This is a genomic window from Desulfitobacterium sp. PCE1 (genome assembly GCF_000384015.1).
In the GTDB taxonomy this organism is placed as follows: domain Bacteria; phylum Bacillota; class Desulfitobacteriia; order Desulfitobacteriales; family Desulfitobacteriaceae; genus Desulfitobacterium; species Desulfitobacterium dehalogenans.
In genome coordinates, this window is record NZ_KB913023.1 from 1,099,557 (window position 1) to 1,121,847 (window position 22,291).

Sequence of the window (22,291 nt, forward strand, 5' to 3'; positions counted from 1 at the left end):
AAAATATGAGCATAAATAAACAAACATAACCATGATCTATTTAATTTATAATTACTACTAACAGTATAACAGGAATTTTCGCAATTTTCAACAATTAATTTATATAATTAATTTTCCGAATATTCAACAAATACTTTATAATCTGAATTGCGTGTCATCAATTTTTGACACAAATTTTTGACAATTGTTACTGATTGTTACTGATATCCAAGGTTGTTAAATGATGCACAATATCTCTGTTTTATAAACTATTTTTAGTTTATAAGTAACAAAAATAAAAAGGAGGAAAACAAGGATGACAGTATCAAAAAGCGAGAATTTTTTAGACCGAACATTGAACAGCGAAATGACAAGAAGAAAATTCATGAAGGTCTCAGGAAAAAGTATCGTGGGTGTAGCCATCTCAGCATCATTTCTGTCTCTAATAGGATGTACACAGGAACAAGTAACCAGTGGGAAAGTAACATTATGGAGTACGCCCCAAGGACTGCTTGTAGTGAATGAGGCAAAATGTACTGGTTGTCAACGCTGTGAAATCAACTGTACTCAAGTGAATGATGGGTATGTATCTTCTTATGTTTCCAGAGCTAAGGTTAGCAGAAACTTAATGTTAAGCCATTTGGGTAATGGGTTATTAACAGATAACTGGGTATATTTCCCGGATACATGTCGTCAATGCGAAGACCCTTCGTGTGGAAATGCATGTCCAGTACAAGCAATATCCTCAGATGATAGGGGAGTAAAAAAAGTCGATCAGTCTAAATGTGTAGGCTGTGGTACATGTAGTGCGCAATGTCCATGGGAAATGCCAACGGTTAATCCAGAAACTAGAAAGTCGTCCAAGTGCATTCTATGTGGTTCTTGTGCAACAGGATGCCCTACAGGTGCATTAAGCGTTGTAGACTGGGATAGTGTAACTGCAGCTTTGCAGAAAACTAGAAAATAATAGGGGGATAAAATAATGAGCGTATATGGATGGGCGGGAAAGATCTTAAGAGTCAATTTTACCACAGGCAATATAAATACTGAAGATACTAGTAAATATAAAGACTATGTCGGCGGAATGGGAATAGGTTATAAAGTTATTTATGACGAAGTTCCACTGGAAACCCATGCTCATGATGAAGCTTCCAAAATCGTCATGGCCACAGGCCCGTTAACTGCTACAGGAGTTCCTTGTTCAGGAAGAATGAATATTACTTGCTTATCCTCATGGTCAAAAGGATTTTCAATAGTAGATGGACATATGGGTGGACATTTTGCACATGCTTTAAAGTATGCTGGTTATGATGCGATAATATTTGAGGGAAAATCAGCTAAACCCGTGTATTTAAAGATAGATGATGATAAGGTCTCCATCGAAGATGCCAGCCATTTATGGGGAAAAGGTACCTTCGAAGCCAATAGAATGTTAGTAAAAGAAAATGGAGAGAATTTTTGCGCCGCAGTTATAGGTGCGGCAGGAGAAAACTTAGTAAATATGTCAAACCTGATTACTTCGTTTGGGAATTCAGGTGGAGCAGGATGTGGAGCTATTTTTGGCTCTAAGAAGGTAAAGGGTATTGCGGTAAGAGGTACTGGAAATATAAAAATTGCCAATGTGAAGGACTTAAGAGAACAAAGTAATTATATGTTAAAAGAGTTGATTGGAGGGAACAATAACCATAATGTACCGGCAACTCCACAATCTTGGGCGGAGTACTCAGCGCCTTCCGGAAAAAACAGATGGTCAGGGGCTTCGGGACTAGGATGGCATAAAGCACCAGGCGGATTTGTTGACATGGGTGAGCAGCCGCCGGGAGATCTAAATAAGATAGGCTTTAGAGCACATAAAGGACATTTTGACCACGGAGATCTTGCCGATAAATATATGGTTAAAGTCGGAGGATGTTCATCTTGCCCAATCAGATGCTATGCCGAATATGATGTCGATCCATTGGCTGATTTTGATTTACCGACAAAGGTTTCTAATACTTGTATGCCTATTATTTCAGTAGGGAATTGGTATGCGGGAAATATCGGAAAAATGAAACATGTGGATGAAAATGATGGCAGTTTTGTAAACAATGTTACGGGTGCGAGAGCTGTAGATGAATATGGTCTTTGGGATAACTATGGAAATATCCAAAAGGACTTTGCATATTGCTATAAAAAAGGAATACTAAAGGAAAAGCTCCCGAAAGAGGAATATGATTCCATACCATGGGAACTGTTGGAATCTGGTGATCCGAGATGGATATGGGAAATAGTCAAGAGAGTAGCATCGAATAAGGGTGAAATAGCAACAATAGGTATGGGAACCTATCTCATGGTAGAAAAATGGGGATTAGGAAAAGAATATTTTGATGATCAAGGCCAAGGCAATCTTTGTTACAATGGCTATCCTAACCACCATGGACCTAGTGAAGCAGGGCAAGCAGCGATGCTTTATAATCTGATGTACAATAGGGACTGTATGGTGCATCATGTTACCTGCATCACATCCTCCGGATCACCCTATGAACTATATAAGGGAATACTTGAAGAAGAGTTTGGTGAGGGTGTAATAGATCCGCCTAAACACTATACACCTATGAATAGAAGCAAAGCGAAATTTGCCAAATGGGCTTTTATTGGTAAGCAATGGCATGATATGGCAACCCTTTGCAACTGGATGTATCCCATGACTTTGTCTCCGGTTAAAGCAAGAGGATATAAAGGGGATTTAGAACTGGATGCCAAATATATGACAGCTGTTACAGGTGAAAAATGGACAAGAGCAGATGTGGATTTAGCCAGTGAGAGAGTTAGCAACATGCTAAGGGTAATAACAGCTCTATCCTATAATATTCATTTAGGAAGTAAGAACTTAAGAAAAGATCATGATGAAATTACTAAATGGGTATTTGATAAGGATCCTGACTTTAAAGCCTTTGAAGAAGGAACAGACAAATTAGATCGAGATGATATGGAAATTGCACGAGATATGTTCTATGAGGAGATGGGCTGGGATAAGGAAACAGGAATACCTACTAGGAAAACCCTGGAGAGACTAAGCCTTGGTTATATGGCAGATGATCTGGAAAAGAGAGGGCTGCTGCCAGCCTAGAATTAAGGAGACATAAAGATGTTTAGAAGAAGAAAACCAGGATTTGCCGTAGAGATTAACAAAAAAGAATTTGGAAATGAATCCAATGAAATTAATGCGGACAGAGCAGAAGAAGAATTAAGAATGAAGATAGATTTAATGGATCTGCTTGATGAAGAAGATTTAGTTGACGCGGAATCCCAGGATATGGAGGAACAAGGTGAGCAAGTAGGTGGATCAAAGTATATACTTTTGGCAGACTTTATTAGAGAAAGAAGTATTGGTTCCATGCTCACAAGCCAAAAATCCTTAGTTGAAGAGGATGAAACAGTGGAAGAAACCATAGAAAAAATGGGAGGTGAGGAAGATACTCAAGACATAGTGTCTATAAAAGGTAATGAGGATGTATATTATTATTCAAATCAATATATGAGCGATAACTATGCCATGATTGCTATGTTAGTTGAGGAGAAGGATTTATCAAAAACGATAGTTGAAATGGTAAGGTGGAATTGTAAGACTTATCCTTGTCCCACACCTATCTACTATTTTGGTAAAACGCCGTATTCTTATAACGATGAGGAAATAGAGATAGCTTTAAATAAGTTGAGAGAGGATGAAAGATACAAAGACATAAAAGAACTTCTTACAGGAAACAACATCCGATACTTCTATTCTACTCTTCATATGAGTGAGAAATATGCGAGGGCCTTGGCAGAAAGTACCGAACAAGGAGAATATGGATATAATTAAAATTGGGACTTTAAAAGGAGGTGTAAATTACTGATTTGATCCTTTTTTAATCTGAATGGAATAATAATATACTAATTGAGCGTACTAATATATTTAAATTTTAAAATAGTAAAATAACTATATTGATTATTCGGACTTGTTAGAAATCTCGATTGAATTATCTTGACAATAAGTGGGTCTATAGTATATCCTTTCATTAAGTACTGAATTGATTGTTGTTGACCAATGTTTACGTTCTTAAACCATTATTTAATCTCAATAATCAAATACACAATATAAGCAGGATGAACCTGCCTTAACACCATGGAGGTCGTTAAAAACGTACCTTCATGGTGTTTTTATTTTTGAGTCATAGAGTATAAGAACTTTTTAATTAAGGAAATTGTAAGTAAGTGTTAAAAATCTAAATGTCTTTCTTCGAGGGCTATGGCAAAGAAGTGGAGGATGATTAAGATGAAAAGCAAAAATGGGAAGTGGATGATTTCAGGTGTACTTATCATGTGTATAGCGCTCCTTCTGGCGGGTTGTGGAGGAAGCAATCCGGTAACTACTGGGGGAAAGACTGCCAAAGATGAACTGGTTATTTATATTGGGTATGGGATGACCAGTGGCGGTTATGATCCCTGCACCGGTTATGGAATCTATGGAGACGGAATCTTCCATAGTGCCTTATTGAAATTCAATGCCAAAATTGAAGTGGAACCGGATCTGGCTGTCAATTATACAATTAGTGACGATGGCTTGACTTATACATACACTCTTCGCGACGATGTGAAATTCTCTGATGGCCAGTCTTTAACCGCTGACGATGTAGCCTTTACCTATATGACCGCCAAAGCAAGTGGATCCAGTGTGGATTTGACCATGCTGGAAAAGGCGGAAGCCAAAGATAATACGACCGTCGTCTTTACCTTGAATAAAAAATGGTCAGCATTTGTCTCTACCACCGCCCTGCTGGGAATTGTCCCCAAGCATGCTTATGGACAGGGGTATGGGGACAATCCGATAGGGACGGGCCCCTTCAAAGTAGCCCAATTGGATAAAGAACAACAGCTTATCGTCGTCCCCAATGATTATTATTACGGTACCAAGCCTAGCTTTAAGAAGATCACTATTCTGAACTTGGATGAGGAAGCCGCCTTAGCGGCAGCAAAATCAGGAAACTTAGACGTAGTCATGGTTAATCCTGAGTATGCTTACGAAGAGGTTTCCGGTATGACTATGGAAAGCATTAAGACTGTGGATAATCGGGGATTTAATTTACCCACCATACCGGAAAGGTCGGATGCCAATGGCAATGTGATCGGAAATAACGTAACCAGCGATTATGCCATACGCAAAGCTCTAAACATTGGTATTAATCGGAAGACCATCATCCAGAACGCTCTTAATGGTATAGGGTTTCCCGCCTATGGCCGAGTGGATGCTTTACCCTGGAACAACACTCCAGAATTTGAGGATGGCCGGGTGGAAGAAGCAAAGGCCCTGTTGGAAGAAGCAGGCTGGATCGACACCGATGGAGATGGAATACGGGAGAAGGATGGAATCAAGGCTGAGTTTAAAATCACGGGAAGAACAGATGATTTGCAGCGCTATAATTTGGCCGTGGCTTTAAGCGAAGATGCTAAGAAACTGGGAATTAATCTTATGGCTGAAGCCGTGGCCTGGGCCGACTGTAAAGCTTTGACCCGCAATATACCCACCTGCTGGGGAAGCGGTGACTATAATCCTATCGACCTTTACAATGCTCATTATTCCAAAATGATTGGCGTCGGGACCAGCAATCCTGCTTCCTATTCCAATCCTAAAGTGGATGAATATATTGAAAAAGCTTTGGCAGCTACCAGCATGGAAGAAGCCATAGAGTATTGGAAACTCTCGCAATGGGATGGCGAGACAGGAACCAGCGTCGATTATCCCTTCTTATGGATTGTCAATATCGACCATACTTATTTTGTACGGGATGGGTTAAGCCTTGGGGAACAACGGATTCATCCCCATGGACATGGAGTGCCGGTTATCGCCAATATGAATGAGTGGACCTTTGAGCACAATTGATAAAAAGCCCGCCTAAGGAGTAACATTAAAAATGATGGCTCTAATGCCCTATAAGCGTAGCTTTGCGTACAGGAGAGAACGATTTTAGCGGAAGGGCGGCTGTGTTAACGAAGCTTTCTTAACAAAGGCGAGCCACCGGTTCACATCAGGTAGTACCCTGGGGTTTGGCTCGACTGTTAAGAAAGCAAGTTGACCAGCCCTGGAGCTAATGAGTGAGCGGATTGTACGTAAAGCTACACGACCCGAGCAACGAGCTTCATTTATCGATGATGCAGCTTAAGATGGAACTCCATGAGTGAAAAAATGAAGAGACTTGAGGAAGCATAGATGAGAGAGAGAAACAAGGTCTTACAGAAACTAATATGGCCATCCTTCCTGCGCATGATCACTTTGCTCATTGCTATGAGTGTCATTGCTTTTGCCTTGGTTATGGCTTCACCTGTTGATCCCATTGATGCATTTGTGGGCTCAGAGTCCAATGTCTCACAGGAACAAAGGGACAATGTGGCTCGTTACTGGGGGCTGGATAAGCCCCCGGTGGAGCGCTTTTTAACTTGGGCAGGCAATGTACTCAAGGGGGATATGGGAATTTCCACCACCTATCGATTGCCTGTCACCCAAGTGATAGGGGAACGGGTGAAAGCATCCTTAGCCTTAATGGGAGTAGCTTGGGTTCTCTCCGGGATATTGGGCTTTGTCCTTGGTATCCTGGCCGGAGTGAACCGGGGGAAGCTGATGGACCGCTTCATAAAAACCTTTTGTCTGGCCTTATCCTCAGCTCCGACATTTTGGATTGGGCTGTTGATACTGATGGTTTTCGCCGTGAATCTGCAGTGGTTTCCTATTGGCCTGGCGGCTCCCATCGGCAGGCTTGCCTCAGAGGTAACCCTTTGGGAACGCATACATCATCTGATTTTACCTGCTTTTACACTAAGTATTATAGGAGTGGCGAATATCGCTCTTCATACCCGTCAGAAAATGATCGACGTTCTCGAGTCAGAGTATGTGCTCTTTGCCAAAGCAAGGGGAGAATCTACCTATAGTATTGTTAAACGACATGGAATTCGCAATATTATGCTTCCGGCTATTACCCTGCAATTTGCCTCTTTCAGTGAATTGTTTGGGGGTTCTGTCTTAGCTGAACAAGTCTTTACCTATCCGGGCTTGGGCAATGCGGTGACTCAAGCAGGGCTTCGTGGAGATGTGCCTCTATTTTTGGGGATTGCTTTGTTCAGTGCAGTCTTCGTCTTCGCAGGGAATTTCATTGCCAACCTGATTTATGGCATCGTCGATCCCCACATAAAGGAGGCGAATCCCCATGGATAACTACACAATGACGGCTGAACTTATACGGGATGGGGGATTGAATCGAAGGACGAAGACCTTTTTTATGTTAGGGATTTGCGCAGCAATTTTGATTGCCATTACGGTCATGGGATTGACTATGAGTCCGGAAGCCTATGCGCCGGACTACGGGGCTAAGAAGCTGGCTCCCTCAGTAGATCATTGGTTTGGTACCGATTATCTGGGACGGGATATGTTTGCCCGGACGATTAAAGGTTTGTCCACCAGTATTCTGGTTGGTCTTTTAGCGGCTACGGTCAGTGCGGTAATTGCCCTGATTCTGGGTATTGTGGCAGCAACGGCGGGTGGCAAGGTGGATCAATTCGTCAGCTGGCTCGTGGATTTGTGCATGGGAATTCCCCATATCGTATTACTGATGTTGATATCCTTTATGCTGGGGAGGGGGCTCCAGGGAGTCATCATCGCCGTAGCTGTAACTCACTGGCCTTCTTTAACACGGGTGGTGCGGGCTGAAGTCCTCCAGATCCGCAATGCACACTATGTGCAAGCGGCAAAAAAATTAGGTAAAAGCAACTGGACTATTGCCAAAACTCACATTGTTCCCCATGTTTTTCCTCAATTTGTGATCGGGCTGATTTTGCTTTTTCCCCATGCTATTCTTCATGAAGCGGCGATCACCTTTTTAGGTTACGGCCTACCTCTGGATATGCCCGCTGTCGGGATCATTCTTTCGGAAGCTATGAAACACTTAGCCACAGGGATGTGGTGGTTAGCATTCTTCCCAGGCGTGATGCTTTTGATCATTGTCATGATGTTTGAAGCTATCGGAGAAAGCCTAAGACGACTGATCGATCCCTATAGTGCTCAAGAATAGGAGGGGATGGGTATGAGCCTTATCCTGGAGAAACTATCCGTTAAAGAATCAAACCCAGTAAATAAAGCGCAGGGGAAGCCGGATACTGTAGAAAAAAAAGGATCCCCTCTTCTGGTAGTGAATAATCTATCCGTTAGATTTCGAATGTATGAAAAAGGCCTCAAGCAACGGGAGCTGGAGGTCATTTCCCATTTGGATGTCACCATCCATAAAGGAGAGATTTTGGCAGTCGTCGGCTCCAGCGGTTCTGGCAAGAGCCTGCTGGCTCATGCTATATTAGGAATTCTCCCTGCCAATGCGACGATGGCAGGTACCTTAAACTATGATGAAGAGCCTTTGACACCAAAACGTCAGAAGAAATTGCGCGGTCATGAGATCGCGTTGGTTCCTCAATCCGTATCTTATCTTGATCCTCTCATGCGGGTTGATAAACAGGTTCGTGGTGAGAAAGGAACCCAGGAACAGCAGCGCAAAGTTTTTGAACGCTTTGCCCTCAAAGAGGAGGCCGGTCAAAAATTTCCCTTCCAGCTTTCCGGTGGTATGGCTCGTCGAGTCTTGGTTGCCACCGCAGTGCTCAGTGATGCCAAGCTCATCATAGCCGATGAGCCTACTCCTGGACTCAATCCGGAAATTGCCGAGGAGACCATGCGGATTTTTCGTGAACTGGCAGACCAAGGCTGTGGTGTGATGCTCATCACCCATGATATTGATTTGGCTTTAAAATACGCTGATCGGATTGCTGTCTTCTATGCGGGAACCACAGTAGAAGTCACACCGGTAGAGAATTTTCTGCAGGGTGGAGATGCACTGCGTCATCCCTATAGCCGGGCTTTGTGGCATGCTCTCCCTCAAAATGGTTTTAATCCTATTTCCGGTTCCCAACCCTATGCAGGAAGCATTCACACAGGATGTCGGTTCGCCCCACGCTGTGAGTGGATCAGCGGGGAATGTGCAGGGGAAGTGCCTATGCGTAGAGTAGGAGACTGCGAAGTGAGGTGTGTTCATGCTTCTTGAGGCGAGAAATATTTACTTCCGCTATGGCAAAGAGCCTTGGATTATTCAGGACGTCAATCTTCAAATAGAAGAAGGGGAGAGGGTAGGGCTGATTGGGCCTTCAGGATGTGGCAAAAGTACCCTTTCCAAAATTCTCTCCGGTTACCTTAAGCCAACCCGAGGGGAGGTATTGCTTGATGGTAAGCCTTTACAGTCAAGGGGCTATTGTCCGGTTCAATTAATTTATCAACATCCTGAAAAAGCTCTCAATCCCCGCTGGAAGCTGGAAGCATCCTTAGCGGAAGGCTGGGAGCCTGATGAAAAGACACTCGAGGAATTGGGAATTGAGAGCGAATGGTTAAAGCGCTATCCCAATGAACTCTCGGGAGGGGAGTTGCAGCGCTTCTGTATTGCCCGGGTGCTGGGTCAACCTACGCGCTTTCTGCTTGCCGATGAGATAAGCACTATGCTGGATGTTATTACTCAGGCCCAGATTTGGCATGTGTTGTTAAAGATCACAAAAGAGCGCAACATGGGTCTGTTAACCGTCACCCATAATCGCGCCCTCGCTGAAAAAGTCTGTACACGTATGATTCATTTTGAAGAGCTCTGAATACGCAACCTCCTCTAGGCCTGCTTTCTTTGGAAGGCGGGTCTTTTTAACCCGCAAATTTATACCCCACACCCCAGACGGTTAGGATATATTCCGGACGGCCGGGGTCCAGCTCGATTTTCTCCCTGACTTTGCGGATAAACACAGTGATGGTACCAGAATCCCCTAAATATTTTTCTCCCCACAGATTATCGAAAAGCTGCTGACGAGTAAAAACCTGACCAGGGTGATTGGCCATAAAGGATAGAAGTTCGAACTCTTTTGAAGTGAGGTCCACCTTTTTGCCACGGACGATAACTTCAAAGGTTTTATTATTAATTTCTAAATCTTTAAAGATCAAACGATCTTTATCCTCTGCCAAACTCTCAGTGGAAAGTCTAAAGGCTCTGCGGAACATGGCTTTCATACGCAAGGCCAGCTCAATGGGGCTAAAGGGCTTAGTCATATAATCGTCGGCCCCCATATTGAATCCTACACTTTTATCAACAATATCCCCTTTGGCGGAAAGGAGGATAATGGGGACGGCACTTTCTTGACGAATTCTACGGCACACTTCAAACCCATCCAGTTCCGGTAGCATAACATCCAGAATGATCAGATCAGGATTCTCTTGGGCAAACATTTGTAAAGCCTTTTCCCCGTCGGAAGCGTAGCAAAAGTCATAGCCTTCCTTTTGAGCGAGATGGGCAACGACTTTGCGAATGCTATCCTCATCGTCCACTAACATTACTTTGAGCTGCTTTTCCATAGTTTCCCCTCTTCTCTTATTCTAAATTTTGAATAGGAATACCCACGATAAAGCTGCTTCCACCGCCGAATTGGCTATCTACCTTAATCCAACCCTGATGCAGTTCAACCAATTCTTTGGCAAGAGAGAGTCCTAATCCGGTGCCTCCATATTTTCGAGAAGCGGAGCTATCTGCTTGGGTAAACTTTTCAAAGATGTATTTCTGATCCTCCTCTTTTATCCCAATGCCATTATCATTGACCCTGAGAATGATTTCATTTGTGAGAGAATTATATTCAACAAGAATCTCAATTCTTCCTCCCGAGTCAGTGAATTTAACCGCATTACCGGCGAGATTCTCGATAATTCTGCGAATTTTTTCAGGATCCGCTTTGGTTAAAGGAACATGGGGATCCACATGAACACTTAAATCAATGCCTTTGCTTTTAGCTAAGGGAGTAATGACACTTTCTACTAAAGCGATAATATCCTGCATATCGACGATTTCAAGATTCAATTGTGCCTTGCCGGCTTCGATTTTTGCCAGATCCAAGATATTATTGATCAGTCGGAGCAGGATTTGACTATTGGTCTGTATCTCCTCAAGGATATGAAGATTATTCTCATCTTGGGGCGGCAAATCCACTAACATAAGTTCGGTAAAGGCAACAATAGAGGTGAGGGGAGTTCGCAACTCGTGACTCATCACGGCCAAAAACTCAGATTTATAGATATTGGTCTCGTTAAGGCGTAGGTTCATTTGCTCCAGTTCGTACTGGTGTTTCTTTAAGATGGAGTTAGCCTTTTCTAATTCATCCGTCCGTTGCTCAACTTTTAATTCCAGGTTGCTGTAGAGATCCTTCAGCTGTTCCGTCATATTCTGAAAATGATTGGTCAGCCTGCGGATTTCACCTCTGGCCTTTAGGTCTTTTAGATTAACATCCCATTGGCCTGCCCCCACTTTGGAAACAGCCTGCTCTAATTCCCCAAGGGAGCTTGTAACCATTTTAGTCACTAATAAATAAATACAGGTAATGCACACCAAAATAAGCACCAAGGAAAAGAAAGCATTGCTCCTTTGACTACCATGCATATTCTCCAGATAAATATCCATGGGCATGGTCAAACTCAGTGCTCCCGCAAAATCTCCGATTTTCAAACCTTCTTTAGCATAGCCGGAGATATCGATTTCACCTTTCGGCTCTCCATGACAATCCAAACAGAACTTATCAATGACCAGGGGAGTCATATAACGGAAAACAGGCTTGCCATCCATATCTTCTATAGCCCAATATTCAGTGGTCGTAGGAAGTTTTTTAAGATGGATGACTCCCAGAATCTCAAATTCATCCGGCGCATTCAGTATATTTCGATAGCTAATATTTGTAGGTTTCAATTTATAATCTGTTTCGGCAGCCAGCATGGCACCTACCCCCATAGCCACTGTCGAGCAACTGAGAAATTTATATTCTAAATTACCTTCGAGATCATAATTGATTTTACGTTGGTTAATAGCCATGAATTCCCAAAGGGCTTTTTGCTGTTGGGTGATAATCTGGGCCTTTTCAAGCATCTCTCGTTCAGCCTGCTTCATCTCTTGATGATAATCCCAAAAATATTTGGCACCCATAACCATAATAATTACAATCACAGTAGCCAGCATAAAGCTGAAGGTTAAGTTATCGGGAGTCCTGATTTTTTTCTTGATGCCGCTCATAACTCAACCCCCTTTTATAGTTCATATTCTTGTGAAAACTATCTTGATTATAAGAAAAAATAATTACGACCATAAAAAACTACGGTCTACAAAAGTTTATCATACAAGTTGGTGTTTTGTTAAGTGCTTAATCGCCTTTGTAAATATTGGTTTAGAAAAGTTTGTGAAAAATAATATTACGTTAATCTTTTGTTAATATTTACACATTGAGAATTAATATTTTTGTGATAAACTACACAAAAGCAATGGATGAGGTGTCTCATGATGGAAACTACCCAAAATGATACTATTGCGATACTACTTGCCAATCGTCATTACCTTTATGGACTACTACAACACACTTTTGGAAATGAGCCTAGTAGCCAATTGTTTGAAGCCGTTACCGGTGAACACACCCAGGATGCCCTGCAATTATGGCTTAATGAGGATAGTGATCCAAGTGCCTATCTTTCCTTGTTGAACGAAGTGAAAATGGCCTTGAATAATGATAGGGAAAAGACACTGGAGCATTTAAAAAGTGAATACACCTTTTTATTTATTGGTCCTAATAGGCTGCCTGCTCCTCCCTGGGAATCTGTTTACCGCAGTGAGGAAAGAATGATTTTTCAAGAAAGTACACTAAGAGTACGTCGAGCTTATCTGGAATATGGGTTTCTACCGTCAAATTATCCTCATGAGGCGGATGATCATTTAGCGATGGAGCTGGACTTTATGGTTCATTTGAGTAAGCTGGCCCTGGAGCGATTCGAGGAAGAAAGACATGAAGATACTCAAAAGATATTATCCAGTCAAAAGAAGTTCCTGGAGGAACATTTATTGGTCTGGATTAAGGACTTTTCCCGGGAGATCCAAAATTCTAAGACACATTACTTTTATCCCCAGTTAGCTGCCCTGACCGAGAAGATATTGCAAGTGGATAAGGTTGTTATACAGGAAATAATGGGTGTAATCTAATGGTCAAGCTATGCTTAAGCTATGCTTAAGGGGGTGATGGGTTCCCCAGAAATCTAGGCACTAATACTATCGATGTACGAAGTCAAGGAGGTTAAGAAAAGGAATGGTAAATTTATTAGATAAGATTAATGAATTGAATCTAAGCCGCAGAAGCTTTCTTAAAGCCAGCACCGCCGCCGCTGCCGCCCTTTCTTTGGGAGGCTGCGCGAACACCTTGACCACGGCCAGCCCTGATCAGATGGCCAATGGGGAAGGTGAGTGGAGAACAGCGGCCTGTTGGCATAACTGTGGCAGCCGATGTTTAAATAAGGCTTTGGTCGTTGACGGTGTGGTTGTCCGCCAAAAAACAGACGACACTCATCCGGACAGTCCTGATTTTCCCCAGCAAAGAGCTTGCCTCCGTGGGCGTTCCCAAAGACAACAGGTATTTGGCGCCGATCGTTTGAAATACCCAATGCGCAGGAAGAATTGGGCACCAGGAGGCGGGCAAAAAGAACTCCGTGGTCAAGATGAATGGGTAAGAATTTCTTGGGAGGAAGCCTTTGAGGCGATTGCCGGTGAGCTGAAAAGGATTAAAGAAGAGCATGGCAATCGTGCTATCTTTGCCGATGGCGGAGATGCTTCCAAAGTGCTGGCCTTGTATGGCGGCTATGTAAGCAATTGGGGCACCACATCCCGGGGAACCTGGCATGGAACCAATGGCCCTGTGGGTATTGGACCTTCCGCTGTTGAAGGGATCAATGACCGGATTGATATGAGAAACTGCGAAACCGTGATCATGTTCAGCATGAATCCGGCTTGGAGCTCGGCGGGCAACCCAGCCTACAATTTCATGCAGGTTAAAAAGGCCGGTGCGGAGTTCATTGCCGTAGACCCATACTACAATGATACCTATGCTTTACTGGAAGCGGATTGGATTCCCTCACGCCCTTCGGAAGATACCGCCCTGCTTCTGGGAGTTGCCCATACTCTGATTGTGGAAGATGATCCTGCTACCAATCCCCTGATTGACTGGGAGTACCTGAAGAATAATACCATCGGCTTTGATGCCGACAGCATGCCGGAAGGCGCCGATCCTAAGGATAATTTCAAAGATTATGTCCTGGGAACCTATGATGGCATACCTAAAAATGCTGAATGGGCCTCTGAAATCTGTGGAGTGGAACCCCAACGCATTCGTTACCTGGCCAGAGCCATGAGTAAAAACAAGAAAGTAGCCATTATCTTTGGCTGGGCGTCAGCAAGAACTCAGAATGCCGATAGCCTTCCCCAACTGGTGATGACCATCGGAGCCATGACCGGGCATATGGGAAAATCCGGGCATATGTGCGGAGTAAGCTGCCACACAGGCTCCAGCAATGGCGGACCGGGCTTGGTGACCGCAGGTAAAGATGGACTGCCTTCCGTGGAGAACCCTGTGGACGACAGCCTCAATCATACGGAAATGTGGCGGGCCATCGTCGACGGCAAATATAATTTTACAGGTCAAATGAAGTGGAAAAAGGGAGAAATGCGCGACATTGACATCCGCGCTATTTACCACGATACCAGTGCCCGTCTGCAAACTGCCGACGGTATGACCAAAGGGATCGAAGCCCACCGTAAGGTGGAGCTGGTGGTAAGCCATGCTCAATTCTTAACCACCAACGCTAAATATTCAGACTTCGTGCTGCCTCTGACTACAGAATGGGAAAAACTTGGCGGGTTTGTCACCGGCAACCGGGAAATTTTGATTATGTATTCCCAAATTACCGAGAAAATGTACGAATGTGAAAGCGACCAATGGATTGCCAAGGAGTTGGGAAAACGTTTAGGGGTAGATGTCAGCAAAGCCTTCCCCTTTGACGAAAAACAGCAATTCTTTAATATGATTGCGGGAAGCAAAGTGACCTTACCCGATGGCAAGACAAAAGCCCCCCTGGTCACCATCACGGCCGCCGATATTGCCGAATGGGGAGTGGAAGGTGAGCCCCAGGAAGGTCAAATTACTCTTAAAGAATTTAAAGAGCAAGGCCTCTATCAAGTCGAAAGAAAACCGGGAGATAACTACGGCTTCATTGCTTATAAGAAATTCAGAGATGATCCGGCAGCCAATCCGCTGGGCACCGAAAGCGGCAAGATGGAGATTTATTCCCGTGCTCTTGCCCAGAGAATCAACAATATGGGATATAGCAAGATCGAGCCGATTCCCACCTATATTCCACCGGTTGAAGGCTATCAGGCCACTTTCAGTGATTGGAAGAGCAAGGCCAAAGGAGACTATCCTTTCCAAGTGATTAATCCTCACTATCTGCGCCGCTCCCACTCCGTCTTTGATAATGTCCAGTGGCTCAGAGAAACCTGGCCTAATCCTGTCTTCATCAATGCTCAGGATGCCAAAGCTAAAGGAATTATGGATGGAGATACCGTCTTGTTAACCAGCCAACATGGCAAGGTCCTGCGCACTGCTTTGGTTACCGAGCGCTTTATGCCGGGTGTCATCGGCCTGCCTCATGGTTCTTGGGTGGACATGGACGAGAAAACCGGTATTGATAAGGGCGGAGCAGACAACATTCTCTGCGGTCCGGTATCTACGGGACAAGGTGCTTCCGGCTGGAATACCTGTATCGTTCAGCTTGAGAAATATGCTGGAGCTTCATTAATCCCAGATGTAGAAAAACCCCAACGGATCATTTTTTAGAAGGGAGTGTGCAGTAAATGGGTTATTTGGGATTCTATTTTGATATGACGGCCTGTATTGGCTGCAGAACATGTCAGATTGCCTGTAAAGATAAAAATGATTTGAAAGTAGGCACTATCTTTAGGCAGGCCAGAACCTACGAAGTAGGGGTCTATCCGGCACCCGGGGCCTATCACTATTCAGGAAGCTGCAACCATTGTGCCCAACCTAAATGTGTGGAAGGATGTCCTACCGGGGCCATGCATGTAGCAGAAGACGGCACAGTTCAGCATGACAGAGCCAAATGCATTGGCTGCAGGTACTGTACCTGGGCCTGCCCCTATGGTGTACCCCAATTCATCAAAGATTTGGGGAAAGTAGGAAAATGCGACGGCTGCAAGGACTTGCGTGATGAAGGCAAAAACCCCGTCTGTGTGGATGCCTGCCCGATGCGGGCTCTGGAGTGGGGAGATACGGATGAACTGAAGGCCAAACATGGTGACACCACCAGTGAATTGGCAATTCTGCCTGAAGCGTCCCGGACGAAGCCGTCCCTGGTGATCAAGGCGAAAAGAATTGCGGCACAAAAAGACTTCAGGTATAAGGAGGTTTAAGTATGGGTGAAAGCGCTTTACTGGTATTTTCCTTTTTCATGCAGGCCTCCATCGGCATTATGCTTTTTATGACCCTTGGCAAGATCCTCCACGCTGATCAAGAGTTCAAGAAAGCGGCCTATCTGGCCGCCGGTTTAAGCATCATCGGCGTGATTGCTTCCCTGGCTCACTTAGGGAAACCACTGGCTGCCTTGAATTCTCTTCTCAATGTGGGAAGTTCCTGGCTGAGCAGAGAAGTCCTGTTTAGCGGCGTATTTATGGGCATCGCCGTGCTTTATGCTCTGGTTCAATATCTTAAGGTGGAGAATCAAGGGATTAAGGCAGCGCTTAGATGGGCTGGCAGCGGGATTGGCTTAATCGCCGTATTCTCCATGGCGAAACTTTATTCTACAGCTTCGGTTCCCGTTTGGCAGGGGGCCAATACCTTTGCTGATTTTTATGGAACAACCCTTGCCGTCGGCGCCTTGCTTTTCCTGGCCTTAAGCTTTAAAGAATTACAGGGTAAGGATAAAAAGATCATTGGTTTGATCGTCCTGGCCGCCGTCGTCATTCAAGCTGCAGTAGCGGTACCTTATGGGATTAACCTGGGTCTTGGCGGGTCGGCCGCCCATGCCAGCGCCGAAATCCTCAATGGCCTGAGTGTAGCGGTTGGCTTAAAATGGCTGCTTGTTCTTGGTGGAGCAGGATTTTTGCTTTGGCCCACTCTTCAGCAGGAGGCGAAGTCAGCCACAGGGATGATTTATCTGGCCGGTATAGCTTTGGTCTGTGGTCAGTTTATTGGCCGGTATATTTTTTACGCTGCCATGGTCGTTACGAATATTGGACTAATTTAAAAGGAGGCTACTCATACTCATGACAAAGTTCTTTGATAAGATCAATGAAATGACAATCAGCCGCAGAAACTTCATCAAAGCCAGCACCGCTGCTGCTGCCAGCTTATCTTTGGTGGGCTGTGGCAATACTCTGACCACGACGAATGCGGGTCAGGCAGCCAATGAAGAAGGAACATGGATTACGGCAGCTTGCTGGCATAACTGCGGCGGACGCTGCCTGAACAAGGCCCAGGTAGTGGACGGTGTTGTTGTCCGTCAAAAGACCGATGATACCCATCCAGACAGCCCGGATTATCCACAACAAAGGGGCTGCGCCAGAGGGAGATCTCAGCGCCAGCAGATTTTTGGTGCCGATCGCTTAAGATACCCCATGAAACGTAAGAACTGGAACCCAGGGGACGGTGGCAAGAGAGAGCTCCGGGGTAAAGATGAGTGGGTAAGAATTTCTTGGGAAGAAGCTCTGGATCATATCGCCACAGAATTAAAACGAGTCAAAGAAACCTATGGCAATAAAGCAATTCTGGCTAAAAGTACAGGTCCGGCTCTTAATGCCTATGGCGGAGCTATGACCTACTGGGGATGTACTTCGGATGGAGCATGGCCAAAACCCCAGCAATTTATGAACGGTGGCCGTTCCAAGGGGTCTAACGACCGCCTGGATCTCAGAAACTCTAAACTCATCGTTTTGTGGGGCGCTAATCCCGTATGGAGCAGCGGCGGTAATCCCGCATACAACTTTAAACAGGCCAAAGAAGCAGGTGCCAAATTCATTATCGTGGACCCATTCTATAACGACACAGCCCAACTCCTTGCCGATCAATGGATCCCGGTAAGACCTGGAACAGATACAGCTTTACTGTTGGGAATGGCCCATTATATGATCACCAATAACCTCCATGATCAGGAGTTCCTCGATAAATACTGTGTGGGCTTTGATGCCGAGCATATGCCGGAAGGTGCTGATCCGAAAGAGAACTTTAAGGATTATGTTCTGGGAACCTATGATGGTACACCTAAAACTCCGGAATGGGCTTCCGAGCATTGTGGAACCGATCCGGATCTTATCCGCTCTTTCGCTCATGAGGTAGCTGTCACGAAACCCATGACCTTCTCCAGTTCATCGGCAGCGGCCAGAACCTCCGTTGGTGAACAATTCTGCCAAGCCTTCCTGACAGTAGGTTGGATGACAGGAAATGTGGGGAAACCAGGGGCCAGCGTGTGCACTAATAATCGTCATAATACTCAAAGCTATGGCGGACCGGCTCTTGTCAAAGCAGGAACTGCCGGCGGCAAATCTCCGGCTAATCCTCTCTATAAAGAGCCAACCTTCCCAGGACCAGATCCTTTTAAAACAGACTGGCATGGCGTGGTCATCGACGAAGCCTGGGACGCAGTGCTCAATGGGGAGTACACGGCGGGAGTAAGAGGCAAACAGCCCTGCGATATCCGCATGATCTGGAATATCGGTTCGGGCAATGTACTCAATCAGAATACCGATATCATGAAAGGAATCGAAGCTTTCCGCAAAGTTGAATTTGTGGTAACATCAGCTCATTTCCTTACCGCCACGGCCCAATATGCAGATATCGTGCTTCCGGCTACCACCGAGTGGGAAAGACTGGGCGGTTTCTTAACGGGTAACCCGGAAATGATCATTTTCTACAGCCAAATCACCCAACCCATGTTTGAGGCGAAAGATGATGATTGGATGTATGCCGAGATCGGCAAGCGGCTGGGCTTGGATCCTGCTGATTTTGATCCCCTTTCCCCTGAGCAGAAGCTGTTCAATATGGTGGCTGGCTGCACTGTGATGAAGGAAGACGGATCAGGCTACGAGAAGCTGGTGACCATTACCGCTGAGGATATCGCCGCCCTGGGAGTGAAAGGAACTCCCCAGGAAGGCCGCATCAGCTATAAAGAATTTAAAGAACAAGGAATCTATCAGGTGCCCCGTTCCCCTGGAGACCAATACACCTATATTGACTATAAAGACTTCATTGAGGACCCTGAAAAGAACCCACTGGGCACCGAAAGCGGCAAATTCCAAATCCACAGCCAAGGTTTAGCCGATACGATCAATGCTTATGGTTGGAACACCTTAGCTCCCATCCCTAAGTATCAATATGTTACTGAAGGCTATGAAGAAACCTTCTCCAACTTTGAGAAGAAAGAGAAGGGCGGCTATCCGCTCCAGCTCACCACAATCCACTATGCACGCCGCAGCCATTCAACTTTGGATAATATCTCCTGGCTCAGAGAGGCGTTCCAAAACAGACTCTATATTCATCCTGCCGATGCTGCCGCCAGAGGAATCGCTAAAAATGATATCGTGAAAATCAGCAGCCGCCATGGCCAAGTGATCCGGCCTGTGTATATCACGGAAAGAATCATGCCGGGAACTCTTACTTTAGGTCAGGGCGCTTGGGCAGAAGTGGACGATGAAACCGGTATCTGTAAGGCAGGCGCCACCAATGTACTGAATGGCGGACTTCCTACCGGACAAGGGGTGCAGGCATACAACACATGTAATGTTCAAGTCGAGAAGTACGACAGCAAACTGCAAACCGACTATTTATGGCCCAAACGGATTGTTGCTGCACAAGGGGGGAATAAATAATGGCGCAATATGGATTCTACTTTGATATGACCGCTTGTGGCGGATGCAAAACCTGTCAAATTGCTTGTAACGATCGCAATGACCTGAAGCCCGGAACTTTGTTCAGAAGAGTTAAAGGCTTTGAAGGCGGGAAATTCCCCGCGCCTTGGATTTACTACCTTTCCATCACCTGTAACCACTGCAAAGAACCTAAATGTGTGGAAGGCTGCCCCACTCAGGCTATGCATAAGCTGGAGAATGGGATTGTCGCCCACGATAAAAGCAAATGCATCGGCTGCCGTTATTGCACTTGGAGCTGCCCTTACGGGGTTCCTCAATTTATCGAAGAAACCGGCCAGGTCAGCAAATGCGATATGTGCCAAAACTTAGTGGAAAAAGGAGAGAACCCTGCCTGTGTCGATGCCTGCACCATGAGAGCTATCAAATGGGGAGAACTTGACGAACTGCGGGCAAAATATGGGGCGGATGCTGTAAGTGACTTGCCGGTGCTGCCGAACTCTTCCAAAACAACCCCCTCCGTTCTGATCAAACCCAAAACTGTTGCTCTCAATAAAGAATTTATAGTGAAGGAGGACTGATCATGGGAGGAGAAACAGCGTTATTGATTTTTTCCTTTTGCATGCAGGCCGCGATCGGAATCATGTTTTTCATGACTCTAAGTCATCAGCTGTATAAAGGAAAAGTCTTCAAAGGTGCAGCGGCAACAGCCGCCGGATTAAGTGTCATTGGTGTTCTGGCTTCTTTGGCCCATCTTGGTCAACCGTTTCACGCCTTGAATTCCCTGTTCAATCTGGGCAGCTCATGGTTAAGCCGGGAAGTGCTCTTTAGCGGAATGTTCATGGGTGTTGCCGTCCTCTATGCCCTGGTCCAATGGTTTAAAGCGGATGCCTCCGCTTTAAGTGCCGGACTCCGGTGGCTGGGCAGCGGTATCGGTCTGATTGCGGTGTTTTCCATGAGCAAGCTCTACACCACCGCTTCCGTACCGGTCTGGCAGGGGATCAATACTTTCGTGGACTTCTATGCCACAGCCATTGCTGTGGGTGCCCTTTTGTTCCTCGTCGTAAGCGTGAAAGAACTGCAAAGTGTCGATAAAAAGATCTTCGGTTATCTGGTTTTGGCTGCGGTGATTATTCAAGCCGCAGTGGCCATACCCTATGCTATCAACTTAGGCCTTGGGGGACCGGCTGCTCAAGCCAGTGCGGAAATCCTCAGTGGTATGAGTTTTATCATTACGGTGAAATGGATTCTTGTCCTGGGAGGAGCCGTTATTCTGCTCTGGCCAACACTGCAAAAATCCGCCAAACCTGAGACCCAATCCTCCAGCTTACTTTACGCTTCGCTAGCTGCCCTGATCTGTGGACAATTTATCGGCCGCTATGTGTTTTATGCAGGGATGGTTGCTTCTACGATTGGGCTGACCTAATAACAACTCCCTAATTACCCCAATTAGTACAATACCTTTTTTAAATCCTGCTTTCTTTAGCCATAGAAAGCAGGATTCTTTTTAGCTGAGGACACAAATATTTCATAGATTTTTCGTATATTTCTCTATTGGAAATCATGCTAAACTACATACATACTACGCAACGACGCTTTTAAACTGGAAATGAGGTGGATTAGAAATGTATAGCGGTGAATGGGCTTTAATTATTTTCAGTGTTTTAACCCAATGTGCTGTAGGAATCTGGGTCATTGCCATTGGATTTAGAACGTTTATGACCAGAAGGATAGACCCTGGCTTTGCAACTCAACTGACCTGGCGTCCTCTGTTAGTGGTAGGGCCTCTCATGTGTGTCGCCTTAGTGATCTCCATATTTCACCTTGGTTCACCGACGCAGGCCTATGCATCGGTAGGTAATTTGCTCACCTCATGGCTGAGCCGTGAGATTGTCTTCAGTGGGTTGTTTTTATTTTTCTGGGTTATCTCTATCCTGTTCTACCGGCGCGAGGGGGCAAGTAAGGCTTTAGGATGGCTCACTTCCCTTTTGGGGTTGATTGCGGTATTCAGTATGTCCAGTATATATTACACCACACCTATTCCTGCTTGGGCTTCTCCCAATACTTACATTAGTTTTTTCGCTACCATGATCACCCTGGGTTCCATCGCCTGTACCTTATTCATGGAGACGGTCAGAGATTTTCGGGGTCATCAAGGGGTAAGAGATTTGCTTTGGAAGCTCTCACTCCTTACCATGGGAGTATTGCTCGTTCAGTTAGCTTTCTTTTTCTTTAACTCAAAGACGTATTCTTTGCTCCCATTGCTCTACTGTGCGCTCCTATTGCTGGGGGGAATGAACTTTGTAGGGTATAGCTTTCAAGGATTTAAAAACCCAGGCAAAGGCTTGCGCCCGGTCTTTTATCTGAGCTTAGTTCTGCTCTTTAGTGCACAAATTTTAGGACGTTACTTATTTTATGCCAATGCAATACCCATTATGGGGTAAAAGCGCTAGGGTTGACTTTTTTGTCTAACCATCTTTAAACCTTCTTCAAAATAGTTTAAGATTTAA

At 45.1% G+C, this 22,291-nt stretch carries 18 protein-coding genes; 16 read left to right on the forward strand and 2 right to left on the reverse strand.

All coding sequences use genetic code 11. The features are described from left to right. The first annotated feature begins 295 nt into the window (after positions 1 to 295). The 8 genes from DESPCE1_RS22345 (at position 296) to DESPCE1_RS0105505 (ending at position 9,663) form a co-directional block, all read left to right on the forward strand. Positions 296 to 946 carry a ferredoxin-like protein gene (locus DESPCE1_RS22345; RefSeq protein WP_084813854.1) on the forward strand — a complete coding sequence of 217 codons (651 nt, stop codon included), beginning with the start codon at positions 296 to 298 and terminating at the stop codon, positions 944 to 946. Between the two features lie 15 nt (positions 947 to 961). After that, entirely contained in the window at positions 962 to 3,088 is a 2,127-nt protein-coding gene (locus DESPCE1_RS0105475) for an aldehyde ferredoxin oxidoreductase (RefSeq protein ID WP_014793117.1), read from the forward strand. Between the two features lie 18 nt (positions 3,089 to 3,106). Continuing rightward, entirely contained in the window at positions 3,107 to 3,820 is a 714-nt protein-coding gene (locus DESPCE1_RS0105480) for a hypothetical protein (protein ID WP_019849745.1), read from the forward strand. Positions 3,821 to 4,273: 453 nt separating this feature from the next. Beyond that, positions 4,274 to 5,878, forward strand: coding sequence for an ABC transporter substrate-binding protein (locus tag DESPCE1_RS0105485; RefSeq protein ID WP_019849746.1), 1,605 nt, complete (start codon positions 4,274 to 4,276; stop codon positions 5,876 to 5,878). A 327-nt stretch (positions 5,879 to 6,205) separates the two neighbouring features. After that, positions 6,206 to 7,204, forward strand: a complete 999-nt coding sequence (locus DESPCE1_RS0105490) for an ABC transporter permease (protein WP_019849747.1) — start codon at positions 6,206 to 6,208, stop codon at positions 7,202 to 7,204. Next, positions 7,197 to 8,057 (forward strand): ABC transporter permease, encoded by an 861-nt coding sequence (locus DESPCE1_RS0105495; protein WP_019849748.1) that lies wholly within the window; start codon positions 7,197 to 7,199, stop codon positions 8,055 to 8,057. The genes DESPCE1_RS0105490 and DESPCE1_RS0105495 overlap by 8 nt, the downstream gene beginning before the upstream one ends. 144 nt (positions 8,058 to 8,201) lie before the next feature. Continuing rightward, positions 8,202 to 9,071, forward strand: a complete 870-nt coding sequence (locus tag DESPCE1_RS0105500; protein ID WP_172637645.1) for an ABC transporter ATP-binding protein — start codon at positions 8,202 to 8,204, stop codon at positions 9,069 to 9,071. Then, complete coding sequence (locus DESPCE1_RS0105505) at positions 9,061 to 9,663, forward strand: ABC transporter ATP-binding protein (protein ID WP_014793123.1); 603 nt, start codon at positions 9,061 to 9,063, stop codon at positions 9,661 to 9,663. The genes DESPCE1_RS0105500 and DESPCE1_RS0105505 overlap by 11 nt, the downstream gene beginning before the upstream one ends. Before the next feature lie 46 nt (positions 9,664 to 9,709). Here the strand turns inward: DESPCE1_RS0105505 and DESPCE1_RS0105510 are convergent, their stop codons facing one another. Together DESPCE1_RS0105510 and DESPCE1_RS0105515 are read right to left on the reverse strand one after the other, a co-directional pair. Beyond that, the gene (locus tag DESPCE1_RS0105510; RefSeq protein ID WP_014793124.1) at positions 9,710 to 10,411 is read right to left on the reverse strand and encodes a response regulator transcription factor; all 702 of its coding nucleotides are present in this window, start codon (positions 10,409 to 10,411) and stop codon (positions 9,710 to 9,712) included. Between the two features lie 16 nt (positions 10,412 to 10,427). Continuing rightward, the gene (locus tag DESPCE1_RS0105515) at positions 10,428 to 12,107 is read right to left on the reverse strand and encodes an ATP-binding protein (RefSeq protein ID WP_019849749.1); all 1,680 of its coding nucleotides are present in this window, start codon (positions 12,105 to 12,107) and stop codon (positions 10,428 to 10,430) included. 261 nt (positions 12,108 to 12,368) lie between these two features. Between DESPCE1_RS0105515 and DESPCE1_RS0105520 the strand changes: the two genes are divergently transcribed. The 8 genes from DESPCE1_RS0105520 to DESPCE1_RS0105555 all read left to right on the forward strand — a co-directional run bounded on the left by DESPCE1_RS0105520 (position 12,369) and on the right by DESPCE1_RS0105555 (position 22,225). Further along, positions 12,369 to 13,061 (forward strand): molecular chaperone, encoded by a 693-nt coding sequence (locus DESPCE1_RS0105520; protein WP_019849750.1) that lies wholly within the window; start codon positions 12,369 to 12,371, stop codon positions 13,059 to 13,061. A gap of 103 nt (positions 13,062 to 13,164) precedes the next feature. Next, complete coding sequence (locus DESPCE1_RS0105525) at positions 13,165 to 15,741, forward strand: molybdopterin-dependent oxidoreductase (protein WP_019849751.1); 2,577 nt, start codon at positions 13,165 to 13,167, stop codon at positions 15,739 to 15,741. 17 nt (positions 15,742 to 15,758) lie between these two features. Then, positions 15,759 to 16,334, forward strand: a complete 576-nt coding sequence (locus tag DESPCE1_RS0105530; RefSeq protein WP_005808093.1) for a 4Fe-4S dicluster domain-containing protein — start codon at positions 15,759 to 15,761, stop codon at positions 16,332 to 16,334. A 2-nt stretch (positions 16,335 to 16,336) separates the two neighbouring features. After that, positions 16,337 to 17,167 (forward strand): DmsC/YnfH family molybdoenzyme membrane anchor subunit, encoded by an 831-nt coding sequence (locus DESPCE1_RS0105535; protein ID WP_019849752.1) that lies wholly within the window; start codon positions 16,337 to 16,339, stop codon positions 17,165 to 17,167. A 19-nt stretch (positions 17,168 to 17,186) separates the two neighbouring features. Next, on the forward strand, positions 17,187 to 19,784 hold the full coding sequence (locus DESPCE1_RS0105540; RefSeq protein WP_019849753.1) for a molybdopterin-dependent oxidoreductase: 2,598 nt from the start codon (positions 17,187 to 17,189) through the stop codon (positions 19,782 to 19,784). Beyond that, a complete protein-coding gene (locus DESPCE1_RS0105545) occupies positions 19,784 to 20,362 on the forward strand; it encodes a DMSO/selenate family reductase complex B subunit (RefSeq protein WP_014793130.1) in 579 nt (192 codons plus the stop codon). The genes DESPCE1_RS0105540 and DESPCE1_RS0105545 overlap by 1 nt, the downstream gene beginning before the upstream one ends. Before the next feature lie 2 nt (positions 20,363 to 20,364). Continuing rightward, positions 20,365 to 21,207 carry a DmsC/YnfH family molybdoenzyme membrane anchor subunit gene (locus DESPCE1_RS0105550; protein WP_019849754.1) on the forward strand — a complete coding sequence of 281 codons (843 nt, stop codon included), beginning with the start codon at positions 20,365 to 20,367 and terminating at the stop codon, positions 21,205 to 21,207. Positions 21,208 to 21,406: 199 nt separating this feature from the next. Further along, positions 21,407 to 22,225: a DmsC/YnfH family molybdoenzyme membrane anchor subunit gene (locus tag DESPCE1_RS0105555; protein WP_019849755.1), complete on the forward strand. Its 819-nt coding sequence runs from the start codon at positions 21,407 to 21,409 to the stop codon at positions 22,223 to 22,225. Positions 22,226 to 22,291: the final 66 nt, after the last annotated feature.